Origin of the sequence: Microlunatus kandeliicorticis, from assembly GCF_014137855.1 — a bacterium.
In the GTDB taxonomy this organism is placed as follows: Bacteria; Actinomycetota; Actinomycetes; order Propionibacteriales; family Propionibacteriaceae; genus Microlunatus; species Microlunatus kandeliicorticis.
The window spans coordinates 570,862-590,072 of sequence record NZ_JACGWT010000002.1; the positions used below are offsets into that span (position 1 = coordinate 570,862).

Genomic DNA, 19,211 nt, shown 5'->3' on the forward strand with positions numbered 1-19,211 from the left:
GCTCCGCCGACCGTCGCCCCGGGTGGTGGCGATGACCGACCGCGCGCTCGTCGTGGAGAACGAGCCCGACGTGGCGTCGCTGTTCGTCCACCACCTCGGCCGGATGGGCTTCGACTGCACCGCCACGGACAGCGCCGAGGGGGCGCTCGACCTGCTCGACCACGAGGACTTCGACCTCGCGGTCGTCGACATCCTGCTCCCCGGGATGACCGGGTCGGAGCTGATCGACCGGGTCCGCAGCGGCAGCCGGCACCCCGACCTGGCCATCGTGGCCAGCAGCATCCTCGACCTCCAGGACCTCCCCGGCATCGGCGCCGACGCGACCCTGGGCAAGCCGTTCCGGGCCCAGTCGGTGGCCCAGGCGGTGGCCAAGGCCCAGCGGGCGGTCCAGGCGCGCACGGCGGGACGAAAGGACCGGAATGTCTGAGAACGGCGCGTCGAACGCGGCGCGGATCCTGGTGGCGGACGACGAGGAGGACATCCGCGACTTCGTCGAGATCAAGCTCCGCTCGGCCGGGATGGACGTGGTCACCGCCGACAACGGTGACGACGCGCTGAAGATCCTCAGCACCGACACCGGGCTCGACCTCGCCGTGCTCGACGTGATGATGCCTGGCATGACCGGGATCGAGGTGCTCCGCGAGGTGCGGGCGCACGGGGCCAGCAAGGACGTCCCGGTGATCCTGCTGACCGCCAAGGCGCGCGAGTCGGACGTGGAGCTGGGCTACGCGGTGGGCACCACCGACTACCTGACCAAGCCGTTCAGCCCGATGGAGCTCCTGCTGCGGATCAAGGCCACGCTCGGCTACGTGGAGTGAGGCCGTGCAGGAGACCGGGCCGGCGATGACCGCGCGGCCGGGATGATCTGGTCGGTCGCGACGGTGATCATGGCCGTCGTGCTGCTGGTCCCCGTGGCCTACCTGGTGCTGTCGCGACGCTCGGCGGCCGCCGCCCGGACGGCTCGCGACGCGGAGCCGGGGGGACGCGGCCGGGTGCGGGCGGGCCGCGGCCCGCTGCCGTCGGTGCGGGTCAAGATCACCGAGATGATCCGGACCGCGACGGTCTGCATCCTCGCGCTGTGTGCGGTCGGGGTGGCCGGCTCGGCCTTCTCCGCGGCCAGTCGGTTCGAGTCGGCCAACCGGATCGGGCCGGGCGAGCGGGCCAACGTCCTCGTCGCCCAGCAGATCCAGGAGAGCCTGCTGGCCTACCGGGGCTATGAGCGGACCGGCGACGCCAGCTTCCTCGCACCGCTCCGGTCGGCCCGGACCGTGGTCGACGCCGCGGTCGGGACCCTGGACGACGCCCTCGGCGACGACGCCCCGATCTCGCGCGACGTCGTGCACCAGCGCGACCTGGTGGCCCGGTTCTGGCAGCGGTACGGCGACCCCGCGCTGAGCGGTGTCCGCCAGTCGTCGGCCGACGTGACCGACGCGTCGGCGCTGGTCGACTCGATCCTGCAGTCCAACGGGGCGATCGCGGGCTGGACCAAGCAGCGCCGGATGGAGCTGACCACCATCTCGGTGGTCGCGGCGATGATCACCGGCGGCCTGCTGGTGATCGGTGCGGCGGTCGGGTTGGTGATCGGTCTGCGCCCGGCACGCCAGGTGCTGACCGGGATCGCCCCGCCGCTGGAGAACCTGGAGCGGGTGGTCCGCCGGTTGCAGCAGCAGGACTTCAGCGCCCGCGCCGACTCGGCCGCCGGCGTGCTGGAGATCCGCGACGTGGCCGAGGCGCTCAACGAGCTCGCCGCCGGCCAGGAGCGAGCGGAGGAGCGGGCGGCCGAGGAGCTCCGGCTGACCTCGCTGGAACGCGACTGGGGCTCCTCGCTGCACTCGCTGACCGAGGTGGAGGAGATCCTCGAGGCGATCCTGGTGCCACTGTGCGAGGGTCTGCACGCCCGGGTCGGCTGGGTGCGCGTCTTCCCTGGCACCGAGGACCTGCCCGGGCGCAGTCTCGGCCTGATGTACCCGCCGATGCCCGAGCGGCGGGCGGCCCCGGAGGACCTGGTGATCGCCGCGCAGCGGTTGGCCCGGCAGATCTGGCGGCTGCAGCAGTCGCTGGTGATCTACCGGGACGACGCCGCCTCGGCCACCCTGGTGCCACCCGACCTGCGCGACACCGTCCTGGACATCATGAAGCCGCTCGGCGTCGCGTCGATGATCTTCGCCCCGCTCGGCATCCGCGAGACCTGCCTGGGCTACCTGATCATGTCGCGGACCGACGAGGACGAGGTCTGGTCACCGCTGGAGATCCGGGCGATCAACCGGATGGCCCGCGAGATCGGGCTGGCGATCGGCCAGGCCCGCTCGTTCGCCCGAGAGCAGCAGCTGGTCGGCGAGCTGCAGGCCCTCGACGCCCGCAAGAACGCGTTCGTCTCGATGGTCTCGCACGAGCTGCGGACGCCGCTGTCGTCGGTGATCGGGCACCTCGAGATCATCCGCAACGGCGACCTGGGCCCGGTCGACGCGCGGGTGGACCGGTCCCTCGGCGCGGTCGAGCGGAACACCCGCCGGCTGACCACGCTGATCGAGGACCTGCTGCTGCTGTCGCGGATCGAGGAGAACACCACCCCGACGGTCCGCAAGCCGGTCGACCTCGACCTGCTGGCCCGCGAGTCGGTGCAGCTGCAGCAACCGGTGGCCGACCGGTCCGGGATCACCCTGCGGCTGCTGAGCGGAGCGTCGGTGCCGATGATGCTCGGTGACCCGAACGAGATCGAGCGGGTGATCGACAACCTGCTCAGCAACGCGATCAAGTTCAGCCCGCGCGGCGGCGAGGTGCAGATCGCGGTCGGCGGCGACCCGACCGGCGAGGCGGTCGAGCTGCGGGTCACCGACCACGGCATCGGGATCTCGCCCGAGGACCAGCGGCGACTCTTCACCCGGTTCTTCCGGTCGACCAATCCCGCGGCCGAGGCCATCCCCGGGACCGGGCTGGGGCTGGCTATCTGCAAGCTGATCGTCGAGCGCAACCGCGGCCGGATCTCGGTGCAGTCGGAGCTCGGCCGGGGCACCACGATGCGGGTGGCGTTCCCGGTCACCGACCGGCCGGCCGAGCGGGCGGCGGCCGCCGTCGCCGGCTGAGCGCGGCGAGCCGCCGGCGCCCGGTGTCAGGCGAGCGCCTCGGCGGCGGGTGTGTACGGCAGGTCGTGCGCGGCGGCCACCGGCTCGGAGGTGAGCCGGCCGGCCAGGGTGGACAACCCGGCGGCGAGCGGCGGGCTGGTCCGGGCGGCTTCGGCGACTCCGCGGCCGGCCACGGTGACGAGGTAGGGGAGCGTGGCCGAGGTGAGCGCCAGCGTCGAGGTGCGGGCGACCGCGCCGGGGATGTTGGCCACGCAGTAGTGCACGACGCCCTCCTCGACGAAGGTCGGGTGCGAGTGCGTGGTCGGCCGGCTGGTCTCGAAGCAGCCGCCCTGGTCGATGGCGATGTCGACGACCACGCTGCCCGGCCGCATCGAGGCGACCATCTCGCGGGTGAGCAGCTTGGGCGCCTTGGTGCCGGGGACCAGCACCGCACCGATCACCACGTCGGAGTCGGCGACGTAGTCGGCCAGCCGGGCCCGGTTGGGCACCACCAGGTCGGCGCGGCCCTCGAAGATGTCGGAGAGGTAGGCGAGCCGGGCCGGGTTGGTGTCGAAGACCCGGACGATGGCCCGCATCCCGAGGGCGATCTTGGCCGCCTCGGTGCCGGCCACCCCGCCGCCGATGATCGTCACCTTGGCCGCCGGGGTGCCGGGGACCCCGCCGAGGAGCAGCCCGGCGCCGCCGGCGGGCGACTCGAGGTGGTGGGCGGCGGCCTGGACGGCCAGCCGGCCGGCGACCTCGCTCATCGGGGTGAGCAGCGGCAGCTTGCCGTCCGCGGTCTGCACGGTCTCGTAGGCGATGGCGTCGATCCGGCGATCCATCAGGAACCGGGTCAGCTGCGGGTCGGCGGCCAGGTGCAGGTAGGTGAAGAGCTGCTGGCCCTCGCGAAAGCGGTGGTACTCGGCCTCCACCGGCTCCTTGACCTTGACGATCAGGTCGGCCGCGGCGAACACGGCGTCCGCGTCGGGCAGGATCTCCGCGCCCGCGGCCGCGTAGACCTCGTCGTCGAAGCGCGACCCGGCCCCGGCGCCCGCCTGGACGACCACCCGGTGGCCGTGGTGGGCCAGCTCGGCCACCCCGTCGGGCTGCATCGCGACCCGGTTCTCGTTGTCCTTGATCTCGGTGGGGACTCCGACCACCAGCGCCATCTGCTCCTCCTCGGTCCGGTGCTGCGAATCTAGGACATCGCGCCGCGTCGTGCGCGTCGGCACCGGGCAGCAAACGACCGCTCGACCGGCCCGGGCTGCGTCGCCGAGCGTGGCGTCGCGGTGCGGGACCGGTCGAGCGGTCGTTTCCTGCGGTGCAGTGTCGGCTCGGTCAGCCGGCGTGGCGGCCGAGCTCGCCGAGGATCCGGTCGCCCGGACGGGCCACCGCGCTGACCGCGGTGATCTCGGCGTCCCGGAGCAGCCGCTCGGTCTTGTAGCGCCGCTGCCGGGTGGTCAGCGTGACCACGGTGCCCGGACGCCCGGCCCGGCCGGTCCGGCCGGCGCGGTGCAGGTAGGTCTTCGGGTCCTCCGGCGGGTCGGCCTGGACGACCAGGTCGATGTCGTCGACGTGGATGCCGCGAGCGGCGACGTCGGTGGCCACCAGCACCTGCACCCGACCCTCGTCGAGCAGCTTGAGGTTGCGGGTGCGCTTGGCCTGGGTCAGGTCACCGTGCAGGCTTGCGGTGGACAGGCCGCGCTCGGTCAGGGCCTCGGCCAGCGTCTCGGCGTACATCCGGGTGCGGGCGAACACCAGCGTCCGGCCGCGCGGATCCACCAGGTCGTTGATCACGTCGACCTTGTCCCGGTGCTCGATCTGGAGCAGCCGGTGGTCGATGGTGGCCGAGGCCTGGTCCTCGCCCGGCACCTCGTGGACGCTCGGGTCGGTGAGGAACTCGGCGACCAGGGCCTCGACGGCGCGGTCGAGGGTGGCGGAGAACAGCAGCTTCTGACCGCCCTCGCTGGTCTGCCGGAGCAGCCGCTGGACGGGCTCGAGGAAGCCGAGGTCGCACATGTGGTCGGCCTCGTCGAGCACCGTGATGCCCACCTCGGACAGGTCGAGGTGACCCTGCTCGATGAGGTCCTCGAGCCGGCCCGGGGTCCCGATCACGATGTCGGTGCCGCGGCTGAGCCCCTGCACCTGCTTGTACTGCGGCACGCCGCCGACCACCACGGTGGTGAACAGCCGGGCGGTCTTGGCCAGCGGGGTCACCGTGCGGTTGATCTGCATGGCCAGCTCGCGGGTCGGGGCGAGGATCAGCGCGCGCGGACGGCGGCCGTAGGACTTCTTGGCCCGACCGGCGGCGGCGATCCGGGACACCAGCGGCGCCCCGAAGGCGAGCGTCTTGCCCGACCCGGTGCGGCCGCGGCCGAGCACGTCGCGCCCGCTCAGCACCGCGGGGATGGTGGCGGCCTGGATCGGGAACGGGGTGGTCGCGCCGAGCGCGGTGATCGCCCCGACCAGGTCGCGACCCAGTCCGAGGTCGCCGAAGGTGGTGGTCTCGGCGACCGGTGCGGCCGGCTCGGCGGTGATCCCGACCGAGGCGATGCCCTCGTCGCGGGTCTCGACGACCCGCTCGCGGCGCGGCCGCTCGGCTCGGTCGTCGCGGAATCGGTCGTCGCGGAACCGATCGTTCCGGAACCGGTCCTGACCGGCACGGTCCTGGCGCGGACGGTCGTCGCGGGGACGGTCCTGGCGCGGACGGTCGTCGCGGAACCGGTCGTCGCGCGCGGGCCGGCGGGCGGCGCGGTCGGCGTCGGTCCAGCGGTTCTTGGCCGGACGTCCGGTGGAACGCGCGGACGGGCGCTCGTCGCGGCGCTCGTCCCGCCGGTCCTCCCAGCGGTCGGACCGTCGGTCGTCCCGGCGGTCGAAGGAGCGGTCGTCGCGCCGGTCGAAGGAGCGGTCGTCGCGCCGGTCGAAGGAGCGATCGGAGTAACGGTCGGAAGAACGCTCGGAAGAACGGTCGTCGCGGTCGCCCCAGCGCTCGGTGCGCTGCGGACGGGTGTCGCGACCCCAGGCGCGGTCACCCGAGCCGGTGGTCCGCGAGCCGGAGCGGAAGCCGCCGGGACGCGAGCCGGTGTTGCGGGGGCGGTTCGGGCCGCCGGCCCGGCCGGTGCCCCGGTTGGGGGTGTTCTGGGTGTTCTGCGGACGGCCGGAGCCGCGCGAGGGCGTGCGGGACGAGGACCTGCTGGCAGGCATGAAGGAAGAACGCTCGATTCGATCGAAACGGGTGCTGCGTGGACGTGCCTTCTGGGCTGGGCCCGAGCGGATCGTCGACGATCCGGGGCCGGCGGCCGAGAAGCCCACGTCACCCGATCTCGGAGCGTCAGGTGTGAGAGGTGGTCGAAAGGCCGACAGATCATGATAGGCCGTCGATGGGCCTGCGCCCAAACCCGGACGTCGTCGCCCCACAGGCTCGTCGACGAGCGACCGGTGCCGCGGTGCTTGTCAGCGGGCCGCCCGGCCTCCAAGCTTCGTCCATGGCCCTGCCCGCACCCGGTGAGACGGTCCGCCCCCCGCACCGCACCCGCCGCGTCCCGATCGGTGACTACGGCTTCCTCAGCGACGGCGAGGTCAGCGCGCTGGTCGCGCCGGCCGGGTCGATCGACTGGATGTGCCTGCCGCGCTTCGACAGCCCGAGCATCTTCGGCCGGCTGCTCGGCCGGCACGCCGGCAGCTTCCGGGTCGCGCCCGCCGACATCAGCGTCCCCGCCGACGTCCGCTACCTGCCCGGCACGATGATCCTGGAGACCTCGTGGGGCACCCCGTCGGGCTGGGTGATCGTCCGCGACTGCCTGCTGATCGGGCCCTGGCACCACGAGGACGACCGCTCGCGCACCTACCGGCGGACGCCCAACGACTACGAGGCCGAGCACATCCTGTTGCGCACCATCCGCTGCGCCTCGGGCGAGGTGCAGACGACCATGGACTGCGAGCCGGTCTTCGACTACGGCCGCACCCACGTCCGCTGGGAGTACACCGGCGAGTCCTACCACCAGGCGGTGGCCCGGGCCGAGGGCAGCGACGTCGAGGTCACCCTGACCAGCGACATGCGGCTCGGCTTCGAGGGCGGCCAGGCCAGCGCACGGACCCTGCTCAAGGAGGGCGACGTGCGGTTCGTCGCGCTCTCCTGGAACGGCGCCCCGCCGCCCACCACCTACCAGGACGCCTACCGCCGCCAGGTCTGGACCGCCCACCACTGGCAGCACTGGCTGGCCCGCGGCCAGTTCCCCGACCACCCGTGGCGCAGCTACCTGCAGCGCAGCGCGCTGACCCTCAAGGGGCTGACCTACTCACCCACCGGCGCGATCGCCGCCGCCGGCACCACCTCGCTGCCCGAGACGCCCGGCGGGAACCGGAACTACGACTACCGGTTCACCTGGATCCGGGACGCCACGTTCGCGCTCTGGGGCCTCTACTCGCTCGGCTTCGACTGGGAGGCGATCGACTTCTTCTCCTTCATCGCCGACCTGGTCGCCGGTGAGGACGAGATCCAGATCATGTACGGGATCGGCGGCGAGAAGCAGCTGACCGAGACCGAGCTCGACCACCTGCCCGGGTACGCCGACAGCCGTCCGGTCCGGATCGGCAACGCCGCCTACGGGCAGAAGCAGCACGACGTCTGGGGCGCGCTGCTGGACTCGCTGTTCCTGCACTTCAAGGCGGCCAACCACCTCGACAACCGGATCTGGCCGATCATCGACACCCAGGTGCAGCAGGCGCTCAAGCACTGGCGCGAACCGGACGCCGGCATCTGGGAGGTGCGCGGCGAGCTGCAGCACTTCACCTCGTCCAAGATCATGTGCTGGGTGGCGGTCGACCGCGGAGCCCGGATCGCCCGGATGTCCGGGGAGGACGACAAGGCGGCCGAGTGGGAGCTGGCCGCCCAGGAGATCAAGGACGACATCCTGGCCCACGGCGTCGACGAGCGCGGCGTCTTCACCCAGCACTACGGCACCACGGCGCTCGACGCCTCGTTGCTGCTGGCGCCGTTGCTCCGTTTCCTGCCGCCGGACGACGAGCGGATCCGAAAGACGGTGATGGCCATCGCCGACGAGCTGACCGTGCACGACCTGGTGCTGCGCTACAAGGTCGACGAGATCGACGACGGGTTCAGCGGCGAGGAGGGCAGCTTCACCATCTGCTCGTTCTGGCTGGTCTCCGCGCTGTGCGAGATCGGCGAGTTCGAGCGGGCCCGTCGGCTCTGCGCCAAGCTGCTGTCGTTCGCCGGGCCGCTCCAGCTCTACGCCGAGGAGATCGACCCGCACACCGGGCAGCACCTGGGCAACTTCCCGCAGGCGTTCACCCACCTGGCCCTGATCAACGCGGTGCTGCACGTGATCCGGATCGAGGAGGAGCACCAGCTGTTCCTCACCGCCGAACCCGCGGCCCTCAACGCGGGGGAGGTGCTCGGCCGCGACGGGGACGACGGCGCGGGGGAGAGCGGCGAGGCGGCCGTGCACACCACCACCGCGCACCCGGACGACGTCGACGACGTCACCCGCCCGGTCGCGCCCTGAGCCGGGCCTCCCGCGCGGTCTCGCGGGACCGATGAGTTCGTCCCGGTCGCCGGGTCGGTAGCAGTGGGGCGGCGGGCCGTCGCCGGGCGGCTGGGGGACCACCCCGGTCCCGACCCGGAACGGCCACCCGATCCGGTCCACCGCGACGGGAATGCGGATGACACTGTCTGTGCTGAGGCTTAGCGTGACGGTGTCTCCGGCACTCGTCCGGGTTCCGTCGGGCACGCCGTCGTCCCGCGCCATCCGCCCTGCACCACCGAAGGACTGATCGACGTGTCTGCCCCGACCCGACCCGACGCGACCGGCACCACACCCGGAACCATCCCTGGCCCGAGCACGGGCGGCCCCGGCGCGGCCGCGGCCGCGCCCGGCAAGCTCGCCCGGCAGGACCGCCGGATCATCGCCACGCTGCTGGTCGCCACCGTGGTCGTCATCCTCAACGAGACGATCATGGGTGTCGCGCTGCCGCGGCTGATGACCGACCTGCGGATCCAGGCCAGTACCGGTCAGTGGCTGTCCACCGCATTCATGCTGACCATGGCCGTGGTCATCCCGACCACCGGCTTCCTGCTCCAGCGGCTGAGCACCAAGACGGTGTTCACCCTGGCCATGAGCCTGTTCTGTGCCGGCACCCTGCTCGCCGCGGTCTCGCCCGGCTTCTGGCTGCTGCTGCCGGCCCGGATCATCCAGGCGAGCGGCACCGCGATGATGCTCCCGCTGCTGATGACCACGATCCTCACCCTCGTGCCGGCCGAGGGCCGCGGCGCGATGATGGGCAACGTCAGCATCGCCATCTCGGTCGCGCCCGCGCTCGGGCCGACCATCTCGGGCATCATCCTGCACTTCCTGCCCTGGCGGTTCATGTTCGTGCTCGTCTTCCCGATCGCGCTGGTCGCGCTGCTCTACGGCCGCCGCCGGATCACCCAGGTCGGTGACCAGGGCAGCCAGCGGCTCGACGTGCTCTCGGTGGTTCTCTCGGTGCCGGCCTTCGGCGGCATCGTCTTCGGGCTGAGCAAGTTCGGCGAGTCCGGCGACGGCGGGATCGTCCTCGGCGTCGTCGCCGTGGTCGTCGGGCTGGTCTGCCTGACGCTGTTCGTGCTGCGGCAGCGGGCGCTGCAGACCGGCGCCGGTCCGCTGCTCGACCTGCGCACCTTCGGCTACGTGATGTTCCGCCGCAGCCTCGGGTTGCTCTGCGTGGCCATGCTCGGGCTCTTCGGCGTGGTCATCCTGCTGCCGATCTATCTGCAGAACATCCGCCGGCTCGGCGCGCTCGAGACCGGCCTGCTGCTGCTCCCTGGTGGCCTGCTGATGGGGTTGCTCGGCCCCGTGGTCGGGCGGATCTTCGACCGGCACGGACCCAAGGCGCTGGCCGTCACCGGGGCCACCCTGCTCAGCGCGACCATGTTCGGGCTGCGCACGGTCGGGCCGACCACGTCGGTCTGGTTCCTGCTCGGGCTGCACCTGGTGCTGTCGGTCGGGCTGGCCTGCATCTTCACCCCGGCGTTCACCACCGGTCTCAACCCGTTGCCGCCGCACCTCTACAGCCACGGCAGCGCGATCCTGTCCACCCTCCAGCAGGTCGCCGGCGCGGCCGGCACCGCGCTGCTGGTGACGATCATGGCCGGCCGGATGGTGACGCTCGAGAACGACGGGGCCGCCCCGCTGGTGGCGCAGAACGCCGGCATCAACACGGCGTTCCTGGTCGCCGGGTTCGTCGGGCTGGTGGCGATCGTGCTCGCCGCGCTGCTGGCCGACCGCAAGCCCGTCGGCGCGCCGGGCGGGCCGCGACCGGTCGCGCACTGAGAGCACCGTCCAGGGCGCGTTCGACACGCTCAGGGCCCTTCGACAGGCTCAGGGCACCGTGGCCGTTTCGGGTGGCGTGAGCGACCCGACCACGGTGCCCTGAGCCTGTCGAAGGGCTTCTGAGTACTCGACGGCGGCTCAGCGGGCGTTGAGCCGGTCGATCAACGCCATCGCGTCGACCGGGGCGCGGACCTTCATGTCGTTGTCGAAGTAGACGAAGGCGTCGAGCCCGGCGGCGGTCCAGTCGCGGATCCGGGCGGCCCAGGCGTCGAGCGCGGCGGAGTCGTACCCGCTGGCGTAGAGCTCGGTGGCGCCGTGCAGCCGCGCGTAGCAGAAGTCGGCGGTGACGGCCTCGATCCGCGGCCAGTCGCCGGCGGCGTCCGCGAGCACGCAGGCCGCGCCGTGGTCGGCCAGCAGGCTGACGAACGCGGCGTTCGCGAAGCTCGGGTGACGCACCTCGAAGGCGTGCCGCAGCCGGAGGTCGGGGTCCGGGCAGCTGGTCGACCAGCGGTCCTCGGGCCGCAGCGACTTCGAGGGGCGGTCCTCGTGCTCGGCGGCCAGGGCGGCCGCCTCCCCCGCGGTCGCGGGCAGCAGCGCGAGGAAGTCGGCGACCACCGCCGGGTCCCAGGCGAGCTGCGGCGGCAGCTGCCAGAGGAAGGGCCCGAGCTTCGGGGTCAGCTCGAGCACGCCCGAGGCGAAGAAGTTGGCCAGCGCCGGACGGACGTCGCGGAGCCGCTTGAGGTGGGTCAGATAACGCCCGCCTTTCACCGCGAAGACGAAATCGGTCGGCGTCTCGTCGCGCCACGAACGGAAACTCGACGGGCGTTGCAGGGAATAGAAAGTCCCGTTGATCTCGATCGACCCGAGTCGCTCGGCGGCATAGCCGAGCTCGCGGCGCTGGGTGAGCCCGGGCGGATAGAACGGGCCGCGCCAGGCGGCGTAACGCCAACCGGAGATGCCGATCCGGGCCGTCCCCACCTCACCGGTCACGTCCGGCAGCGTCTCACCCGGCGCCCTCGACGGCGTCGCCGCGGGGTGGGTGTTCGGACACCACGGAAACGGACGGAGCGTGACGGTGCCCCGGAATCCGGCGCCGGTAATTGTACGGTTAGCACATGCCGGACACGCAGGAGCGACGAGTCGCCGTCATCATCGAGGATGACGCCGACATCCGGAACCTGCTCGCCGCGCTGCTCAACGAGGCCGGCTTCGAGACGCACCTCACCGCGTCGGGTCTGGAGGGGCTGGAGGCGGTCCGCGAGTTCGACCCCATCCTGACCACCCTCGACATCAGCCTGCCGGGGATCGACGGCTTCGAGGTGGCCCGCCGGCTGCGGGCCTTCAGCAGCACCTACCTGATTATGCTCTCGGCGCGCACCGAGGAGATCGACACCCTGATGGGGCTCGACGCCGGTGCCGACGACTACCTGACCAAGCCGTTCCGGCCGCGCGAGCTGCGCGCCCGAGTGGAGGCGATGCTGCGGCGCACCCGGCTGCAGTCGGCCAGCGCGGCCACCGCGCTGTCGGCGCAGTCGGCGCACTCCCCGGCCGACCCGGTCGCCCGCACGGCGAGCGCCACCTCGGCGATGCCCCGGCACCCGTGGACCTCGGCCGGCGACACCACGGTGGCCAACGCGATGTCCCCGGGGGTCGCCGACGGCGACGGGGACGGCGATGCCGGCTGGCTCGAGCACAACGGTCTCCGGCTCAACCCGGGGATGCGGATGGCCGAGCTCGACGGCGAACCGGTCGAGCTGACCCGCAGCGAGTTCGACCTGATGCTGGCGATCATGCAGCGCCGTCGGCGGGTGATCAGCAAGAACGAGCTGGTGCTCGAGCTGCGGGGCGACACCGACGTCGGTGGGTACGTCAGCGACAGCGACCGACGCTCGGTCGAGGTGCACCTGGCCAACCTGCGCCGCAAGCTCAACGACCCGGTCAGCTCGCCACGGTTCGTCCAGACCGTCCGCGGGGTCGGCTACCGGCTTGCGAGTCCGCAGGCCTGATCAGTCGGTCAACGCGTCGAGCAGCCGGTCGCGGACCCGGTCGGCGGCGGTGACCAGCGCGCGACGGCCCTCCTCGACCCCGGCCAACCGGCCGACCTGCAGGTCCCGACGCAGGGCCTGGGCGGCCAGCGAGACCTCGTGCGCCCCGAGCATCACCGACGAGGAGTCGAGGCTGAGCAGCGCGACCACGGCCGGGTCGACGTTGAGCTGGAGCGGTTGGCCCGGGGTCTGGGCGGCGTTCCCGGCGGCCTCGATGACGTCGAGCTCGCGCCCGATCCTCTCGATCCGGGCGGGCAGCAGGGCGAGGTAGTCCCGGATGAAGCCGCGCGCCGTCCCGCGGTCGACGTTGAGCTCGGCACAGATCCGGTCGAGGTCGACCCCCTCGCGGTCCGGCCCGGGGTCGGTCGAGGGTCGCTGACCCCGGCCGGCCTCGTCGTTCGCATGCATCCTGGTCCCGTTCCGCCGCCCGGCCGCGACCCGCCCCGGCGGGTCACCGGTCGACCGGCCTCGTGCGCCGCGGACCCCCGTCCACGGTCTCGGGTCGGTGTCGCCCCTGCGACAGCCTCACCCGGTGCTCCACTGTGGGCGCGGCGACCTAGCCGCCCCGCGTGGCCGGTGCGGCATTGGCTCAGGATTCGCGCAATTTCTGCTGTGCCCGGCAGTCGGGCAGCATGGACCGGTGAGTCTCGCCGCGCTGCTCGACGACCCGGCCCGCCGTCCGGCCGGCGACGACCCGGACGCGGTGTTCGAGGCGTTCACGGGCTGGGCGTCCGGGCGCGGGCTGAGTCTCTATCCGGCGCAGAGCGAGGCGCTGATCGAGCTGGTCACCGGCGCCAACGTCATCCTCGCCACCCCGACCGGGTCGGGGAAGAGCCTGGTGGCCAGCGGGGCCGAGTTCGCCACCCTGGCCGCCGGCGGCCGCGTCTTCTACACCGCACCGATCAAGGCGCTGGTCTCGGAGAAGTTCTTCGACGCGGTCGAGCAGTTCGGCACCGACCGGGTCGGGATGCTCACCGGCGACGCGGCGGTCAACTCGAACGCGCCGTTGATCTGCTGCACCGCGGAGGTGCTGGCCAACCTGTCCCTGCGCTCCGGCCCGGCCGGCTCCGGCCCGGACGGCATCGCCACGGTGATCATGGACGAGTTCCACTACTACGCCGACCCGGACCGCGGCTGGGCCTGGCAGGTGCCGCTGATCCAGCTGCCGAACAGCCAGTTCCTGCTGATGTCGGCCACCCTCGGCGACGTCAGCCGGTTCGCCGACGACCTCACCCGACGGACCGGACGCGCGTCGTCGGTGGTCGCCTCGGCCGACCGGCCGGTCCCGTTGCACTACAGCTACGTCACCACCACCCTGCACGAGACGGTCGAGGAGCTGGTCACCACCCACCAGGCCCCGGTCTACGTCGTCCACTTCAGCCGGGCCGCCGCGGTCGAGCAGGCCCAGGCGATGACCAGCCTGCGGGTGGTCACCCGCGAGGAGAAGGACCGGATCGCCGAGCTGATCGGCGGGTTCCGGTTCAACGCCGGGTTCGGCCGGGCGTTGTCCCGGATGGTGCGCAACGGCATCGGCGTCCACCACGCCGGGATGCTGCCGCGCTACCGGCGGCTGGTGGAGCGGCTCAGCCAGGCCGGGCTGCTCAAGATCATCTGCGGCACCGACACCCTCGGGGTCGGGATCAACGTGCCGATCCGCACCGTGCTGCTGACCTCGCTGAGCAAGTACGACGGGGTCAAGCCGCGGCTGCTGACCGCCCGCGAGTTCCACCAGATCGCCGGCCGGGCCGGCCGCGCCGGCTACGACAGCACCGGCACCGTGATCGTCCAGGCGCCCGACCACGTGGTGGCCAACGAGAAGGCGCTGGCCAAGGCCGGTGACGACCCGAAGAAGCGCCGCAAGGTGGTGCGGAAGAAGCCGCCGGAGGGGACCGTCGGGTACGGCCGGCCGACCTTCGACCGGCTGGTGGACGCCGAGCCCGAGCCGCTGACCTCGAGCTTCCAGGTGACCAACGCGACGATCCTCAACCTGATCGCCGCGCCGGGCGACTGCTTCGCCGCGAGCCGGCACCTGCTCACCACCAACGACGAGCCGCCCGAGCGGCAGCGTCGTCACATCCGGCGGGCGCTGGCCGTCTACCGCGGTCTCCGGGCCGCCGGCGTGGTCGAGCAGCTGCCCGCTCCGGACGCGGAGGGCCGGACCGCGCGGCTGACCGTCGACCTCCAGGCCGACTTCGCGCTCAACCAGCCGCTGTCGCCGTTCGCCCTGGCCGCGCTCGAGCTGCTCGACCCCGAGGCCCCGGGCTATCCGCTCGACGTCGTCTCGGTGGTGGAGGCCACGCTCGAGGACCCGCGCCCGATCCTCACCGAGCAGCGCAACCGGGCCCGTCGCGAGGCGGTGCAGCAGATGAAGGCCGACGGGATCGAGTACGACGAGCGGATGGAGCTGCTCGAGGAGGTGACCCACCCGCGACCGCTGGCCGAGCTGCTCGAGCCCGCGTTCGCCACCTATCTGCAGACCCACCCGTGGATGGCCGACCACCGGCTGTCGCCGAAGTCGGTGGTCCGCGAGATGGCCGAGCAGGCGATGGACTTCACCGCCTACGTCGGCCTCTACAGCCTGGCGCGTTCCGAGGGACTGGTGCTGCGCTACCTGGCCGACGCCTACAAGGCGCTCCGGCAGACGGTGCCCGAGGAGGCCAAGACCGAGGAGCTCCGCGACCTGATCGAGTGGCTCGGCGAGCTGGTCCGGCAGACCGACTCGAGCCTGCTCGACGAGTGGGAGCGGCTGGCCTCGCCGGAGACCCTGGTCGCCGAGGGCGCAGAGATGATGGACGCACCACCGCCGCCGGTGACCGCCAACACCCGGGCCTTCCGGGTGCTGGTGCGCAACGCGCTGTTCCGCCGGGTCGAGCTGGTCGCGCGCCGGGACTGGACCGCGCTCGGCGAGCTGGACGGCGACGCCGGCTGGGACGCCGAGGACTGGCGGGAGGCGGCCGAACCGTACTTCGACGAGCACGACCGGCTGCTCACCAGTGCGGACGCCCGCGGCCCGGCGTTGCTGATCATCGGGACCGAGGCCGGCGCCTGGCGGGTGCGGCAGATCTTCGACGACCCGGCCGGGGACCACGACTGGGGCTACAGCGCCGTGGTGGACCTCGCGGCGAGCGACGAGGCCGGGCAGCCGGTGATCACCGTGACCGACGTCGGCCGGCTCTGACCGAGCCCGCCGCCGGGTGCCACACTGGGCCGATGAGCCCCACCGGAGAACCGCCTGAGGCCGCCGAGGGCAGCGCCGACGAGCTCACCGCCGCCCCGGAGCACGAGCACCGGGTGGACGCGGACGTCACCGGGCCCCGCACCGCTCCCGAACCCGCTGACGAGGCGCGGACGGACTGGGCGCCGGGCCGGGCCACCCGACCCGAGTCGGCCCAGCCGTTCGAGCCCGAGCGGTGGCGCGCCGTCGAGGGGTTCGCCTTCACCGACATCACCTACCACCGGGCCGTCGACGCGCCGGTGGTGCGGATCGCCTTCGACCGGCCCGAGGTGCGCAACGCCTTCCGGCCGCACACCGTCGATGAGCTCTACCGTGCGCTCGACCACGCCCGGGCGAGCTCGGACGTCGGCTGCGTGCTGCTCACCGGCAACGGGCCGTCGCCGAAGGACGGCGGCTGGGCGTTCTGCAGCGGCGGCGACCAGCGGATCCGCGGCCGCTCGGGCTACACCTACGCCGACGACGAGGCGCCCGCGCAGGTCGACCCGGCGGCGGCCGGTCGGCTGCACATCCTCGAGGTGCAGCGGCTGATCCGGTTCATGCCCAAGGTGGTGATCTGCCTGGTCAGTGGGTGGGCGGCCGGCGGCGGGCACAGCCTGCACGTGGTCTGCGACCTCAGCCTGGCCAGCGCCGAGCAGGCCCGGTTCAAGCAGACCGACGCCGACGTCGGCAGCTTCGACGCCGGGTACGGCTCGGCCTACCTGGCCCGCCAGGTCGGGCAGAAGTTCGCCCGCGAGATCTTCTTCCTCGGCGAGACCTACGGCGCCGAGGACGCCCACCGGATGGGGATGGTCAACCGGGTCGTCCCCCACGCCGAGCTCGAGCGGGTCGGCCTGGAGTGGGGGGCGGCGATCTGCCGGAAGAGCCCGACCGCGCAGCGGATGCTCAAGTTCGCCTTCAACGCCGTCGACGACGGGCTGGTCGGACAGCAGGTCTTCGCCGGCGAGACCACCCGGCTGGCCTACATGACCGACGAGGCCGTCGAGGGCCGGAACGCCTTCCTCGAGAAGCGCCCGCCCGACTGGTCGCCGTTCCCGTACTACTACTGAGCACGCCCGCGCCGGCGCGGTTCCGCCGAGGACACGAGTGTGTTACGTCCCCGGACGGGGTCTGTCGCGTCGCGTCCCGGACCCGGCAGACTCCCGGCCCTGAGCTGAATGCGGGCTGAGAGCCCGCGGCAAGGGGGACCCATGGCGCTCGACTCGGCCTCGCCGATCACCCGCAGCACGCTGTTCCGCCGCAAGCCGGTCCGGCGGGCGGCCGACGGGGCGGTCGAGGGCCCCGGGCTGACCCGGACGATCGGCACCTTCCAGCTGACGATGTTCGGGGTCGGGGCCACCATCGGCACCGGCATCTTCTTCGTGCTCGCCTCGGCGGTGCCCGAGGCGGGCCCGGCGGTCATCGTCTCCTTCGTGCTCGCCGGGGTCGCCGCCGGGCTGGCCGCGATCTGCTACGCCGAGATGGCCAGCTCGGTCCCGGTCTCCGGCAGCACCTACTCCTACGCCTACGCGACCCTCGGCGAGATCGTCGCGATGGGGGTGGCCGCCTGCCTGCTGCTCGAGTACGGCGTCTCCACCGCCGCGGTCGCGGTCGGCTGGAGCAGCTACCTGCAGGAGGCGATCGCCAACCTCACCGGGTGGCGGCTGCCCGACGCGATCCTCTACGCGCCGCTCAGCGCGGTGCCGGACGCGCCGACCGGCGTGATCAACCTGCCGGCGGTGGTGCTGGTCGGTCTGTGCATGCTGCTGCTGATCCGCGGCGCCAGCGAGTCCGCCCGGGTCAACGCGATCATGGTGGTGATCAAGCTGACCGTGCTGGCCATGTTCGCGGTGATCGCGTTCACCGCGTTCCGGGCCGACCACTTCGCGAACTTCGCCCCGATGGGGGTCGGCGGCGTGGCCACCGCGGCCGGGACGATCTTCTTCTCCTTCATCGGGCTCGACGCGGTCTCCACCGCGGGCGACGAGGTCAAGGACCCCCAGCGGACGATGCCGCGTGCGCTGATCGGTGCGCTGTTCGTGGTGATCGGCTTCTACCTGCTGGTGGCGGTCTCGGCGATCGGCGCCCAGCCGTGGCAGCAGTTCGAGGGCCAGGAGGCGGGGCTGTCCCGGATCCTGGAGATCATCACCGGCACCCCGGTCTGGGCCACCATCCTCGCCGTCGGTGCGGTGATCTCGATCTTCTCCGTCACCCTGGTCACGATGTACGGGCAGACCCGGATCCTCTTCGCGATGGGCCGCGACGGGATGCTGCCGCCGCTGTTCGCCCGGGTCAGCTCGCGGACCCAGACCCCGGTGCAGAACACGGTGATCGTGGCCGTGGTGGTGGCCCTGCTCGCCGCGTTCGTCCCGCTGGACTACCTGATCGACGTGGTCTCGATCGGCACCCTGACCGCGTTCATCATCGTCTCCCTCGGGGTGATCATCCTGCGGGTGCGCGAGCCCGACCTGCCGCGCGGGTTCAAGGTGCCGGGCTATCCGGTGACCCCGGTGCTGTCGATCCTGGCCTGTGGCTACATCCTGGCCAGCCTGCACTGGTACACCTGGGTGATCTTCGCCGGCTGGGTGATTGTCTTCCTGGCCTTCTACCTGCTCTACGGGCGCCGGCACTCCGCGCTCGGCCGCGGCATCGTGGCTCCGACCGAGGGTGGGCACTGACCATGACGGTGGTGGTCGGCCACCTGCCGCACAAGGGCGGGCGTGGCAGCCTCGATCTCGGACTGCAGCTGGCGCACACCCTCGGCCGTCCGCTGGCCGTGGTGACCGTGGTGCCGCGGCAGTGGGCGACGCCCTCGCTGGCCCGGGTCGACGGCGAGTTCGCCGAGTACGCGCGCCAGGTGGGCGAGCGCGCCGAGGCGCAGGCCCGGGAGTACCTCAGCGAGACCACGGTCGAGGTCGAGGTCCGCTACGAGGCCGTCCCCGGGCGGTCGTCGTCGGCGGCGCTGGTCGAGACGGCCCGCCGGCTGGACGCGGCGCTGCTGGTGCTGGGCTCCTCGACCGACGGCGCCGAGGGCCGGATCACCGTGGGGGCGACCACCGGCAAGCTGCTGCACTCCTCACCGATCCCGTTGGCGCTGGCGCCGCGCGGCTACCGCTCGGACGCCGTCGACGGGGTGCCACGGGTGACCTGCGCGTTCTCCGACAACGACGCGTCGGTGCGGGTGGTCAGCCGGGTGGCCGAGGTGGCCCGCGGGGTGCACGCGCCGCTCCGGGTGGCCAGCTTCGGGGTCCGCGGCGCCACCATGTACCCGCCCGAGATCGGGTTGTCGGCGGAGGACTCGGTGCTGGCGGGCTGGCGCGACCAGGTGGTCGCCGCCCAGCAGCGGCTGGTCGAGCGCGGCGTGGTGGACGCCGACGTCGAGCGGGTGATCGGCACCGGCGCCGGCTGGGGCGAGGCGCTGTCGAGCATCGACTGGCACCCGACCGAGCTGCTCGCGCTGGGCTCCTCGACGGTCGGACCGGCGGCCCGGGTGTTCCTCGGGTCGCGGGCGGCCAAGATCATCCGGCACGCCCCGGTGCCGGTCGTGGTGCTGCCGGCCGGCTGA

At 72.5% G+C, this 19,211-nt stretch carries 14 protein-coding genes; 10 read left to right on the forward strand and 4 right to left on the reverse strand.

All coding sequences use genetic code 11. The features are described from left to right. The first annotated feature begins 31 nt into the window (after positions 1–31). Genes FHX74_RS07410 through FHX74_RS07420 form a run of 3 tightly spaced genes read left to right on the forward strand, consistent with a single transcriptional unit; the run spans position 32 to position 3,083 of the window. Positions 32–427: a response regulator gene (locus tag FHX74_RS07410; protein ID WP_182559434.1), complete on the forward strand. Its 396-nt coding sequence runs from the start codon at positions 32–34 to the stop codon at positions 425–427. Beyond that, a complete protein-coding gene (locus FHX74_RS07415; RefSeq protein ID WP_182559435.1) occupies positions 420–818 on the forward strand; it encodes a response regulator transcription factor in 399 nt (132 codons plus the stop codon). The genes FHX74_RS07410 and FHX74_RS07415 overlap by 8 nt, the downstream gene beginning before the upstream one ends. A 42-nt stretch (positions 819–860) precedes the next feature. Then, complete coding sequence (locus tag FHX74_RS07420) at positions 861–3,083, forward strand: ATP-binding protein (RefSeq protein ID WP_182559436.1); 2,223 nt, start codon at positions 861–863, stop codon at positions 3,081–3,083. Between the two features lie 26 nt (positions 3,084–3,109). On the opposite strand, the gene ald is transcribed toward FHX74_RS07420, so the two are convergent. Further along, positions 3,110–4,231 carry an alanine dehydrogenase gene (gene ald, locus FHX74_RS07425; RefSeq protein ID WP_182559437.1) on the reverse strand — a complete coding sequence of 374 codons (1,122 nt, stop codon included), beginning with the start codon at positions 4,229–4,231 and terminating at the stop codon, positions 3,110–3,112. Between the two features lie 169 nt (positions 4,232–4,400). Beyond that, the gene (locus FHX74_RS07430) at positions 4,401–6,266 is read right to left on the reverse strand and encodes a DEAD/DEAH box helicase (protein ID WP_182559438.1); all 1,866 of its coding nucleotides are present in this window, start codon (positions 6,264–6,266) and stop codon (positions 4,401–4,403) included. A 281-nt stretch (positions 6,267–6,547) separates the two neighbouring features. On the opposite strand from FHX74_RS07430, the gene FHX74_RS07435 reads away from it, so the two are divergent. Together FHX74_RS07435 and FHX74_RS07440 are read left to right on the forward strand one after the other, a co-directional pair. Next, complete coding sequence (locus FHX74_RS07435; protein ID WP_182559439.1) at positions 6,548–8,587, forward strand: glycoside hydrolase family 15 protein; 2,040 nt, start codon at positions 6,548–6,550, stop codon at positions 8,585–8,587. A 273-nt stretch (positions 8,588–8,860) separates the two neighbouring features. Continuing rightward, positions 8,861–10,390 (forward strand): DHA2 family efflux MFS transporter permease subunit, encoded by a 1,530-nt coding sequence (locus tag FHX74_RS07440; protein ID WP_328823690.1) that lies wholly within the window; start codon positions 8,861–8,863, stop codon positions 10,388–10,390. A gap of 138 nt (positions 10,391–10,528) precedes the next feature. On the opposite strand, the gene FHX74_RS07445 is transcribed toward FHX74_RS07440, so the two are convergent. Next, entirely contained in the window at positions 10,529–11,380 is an 852-nt protein-coding gene (locus FHX74_RS07445; protein ID WP_328823691.1) for a DUF72 domain-containing protein, read from the reverse strand. A gap of 125 nt (positions 11,381–11,505) precedes the next feature. On the opposite strand from FHX74_RS07445, the gene FHX74_RS07450 reads away from it, so the two are divergent. Beyond that, positions 11,506–12,396 (forward strand): response regulator transcription factor, encoded by an 891-nt coding sequence (locus FHX74_RS07450; protein WP_182559440.1) that lies wholly within the window; start codon positions 11,506–11,508, stop codon positions 12,394–12,396. Here the strand turns inward: FHX74_RS07450 and FHX74_RS07455 are convergent, their stop codons facing one another. Beyond that, entirely contained in the window at positions 12,397–12,843 is a 447-nt protein-coding gene (locus FHX74_RS07455) for a hypothetical protein (protein WP_182559441.1), read from the reverse strand. 232 nt (positions 12,844–13,075) lie between these two features. Here FHX74_RS07455 and FHX74_RS07460 point away from each other — a divergent pair, with 232 nt between their 5' ends. The 4 genes from FHX74_RS07460 to FHX74_RS07475 all read left to right on the forward strand — a co-directional run bounded on the left by FHX74_RS07460 (position 13,076) and on the right by FHX74_RS07475 (position 19,211). Next, positions 13,076–15,613 carry a DEAD/DEAH box helicase gene (locus FHX74_RS07460; RefSeq protein ID WP_328823692.1) on the forward strand — a complete coding sequence of 846 codons (2,538 nt, stop codon included), beginning with the start codon at positions 13,076–13,078 and terminating at the stop codon, positions 15,611–15,613. Between the two features lie 32 nt (positions 15,614–15,645). Beyond that, complete coding sequence (locus tag FHX74_RS07465) at positions 15,646–16,716, forward strand: 1,4-dihydroxy-2-naphthoyl-CoA synthase (RefSeq protein ID WP_182559442.1); 1,071 nt, start codon at positions 15,646–15,648, stop codon at positions 16,714–16,716. 141 nt (positions 16,717–16,857) lie between these two features. Next, on the forward strand, positions 16,858–18,324 hold the full coding sequence (locus FHX74_RS07470; RefSeq protein WP_182559443.1) for an amino acid permease: 1,467 nt from the start codon (positions 16,858–16,860) through the stop codon (positions 18,322–18,324). Between the two features lie 2 nt (positions 18,325–18,326). After that, entirely contained in the window at positions 18,327–19,211 is an 885-nt protein-coding gene (locus FHX74_RS07475; protein ID WP_182559444.1) for a universal stress protein, read from the forward strand.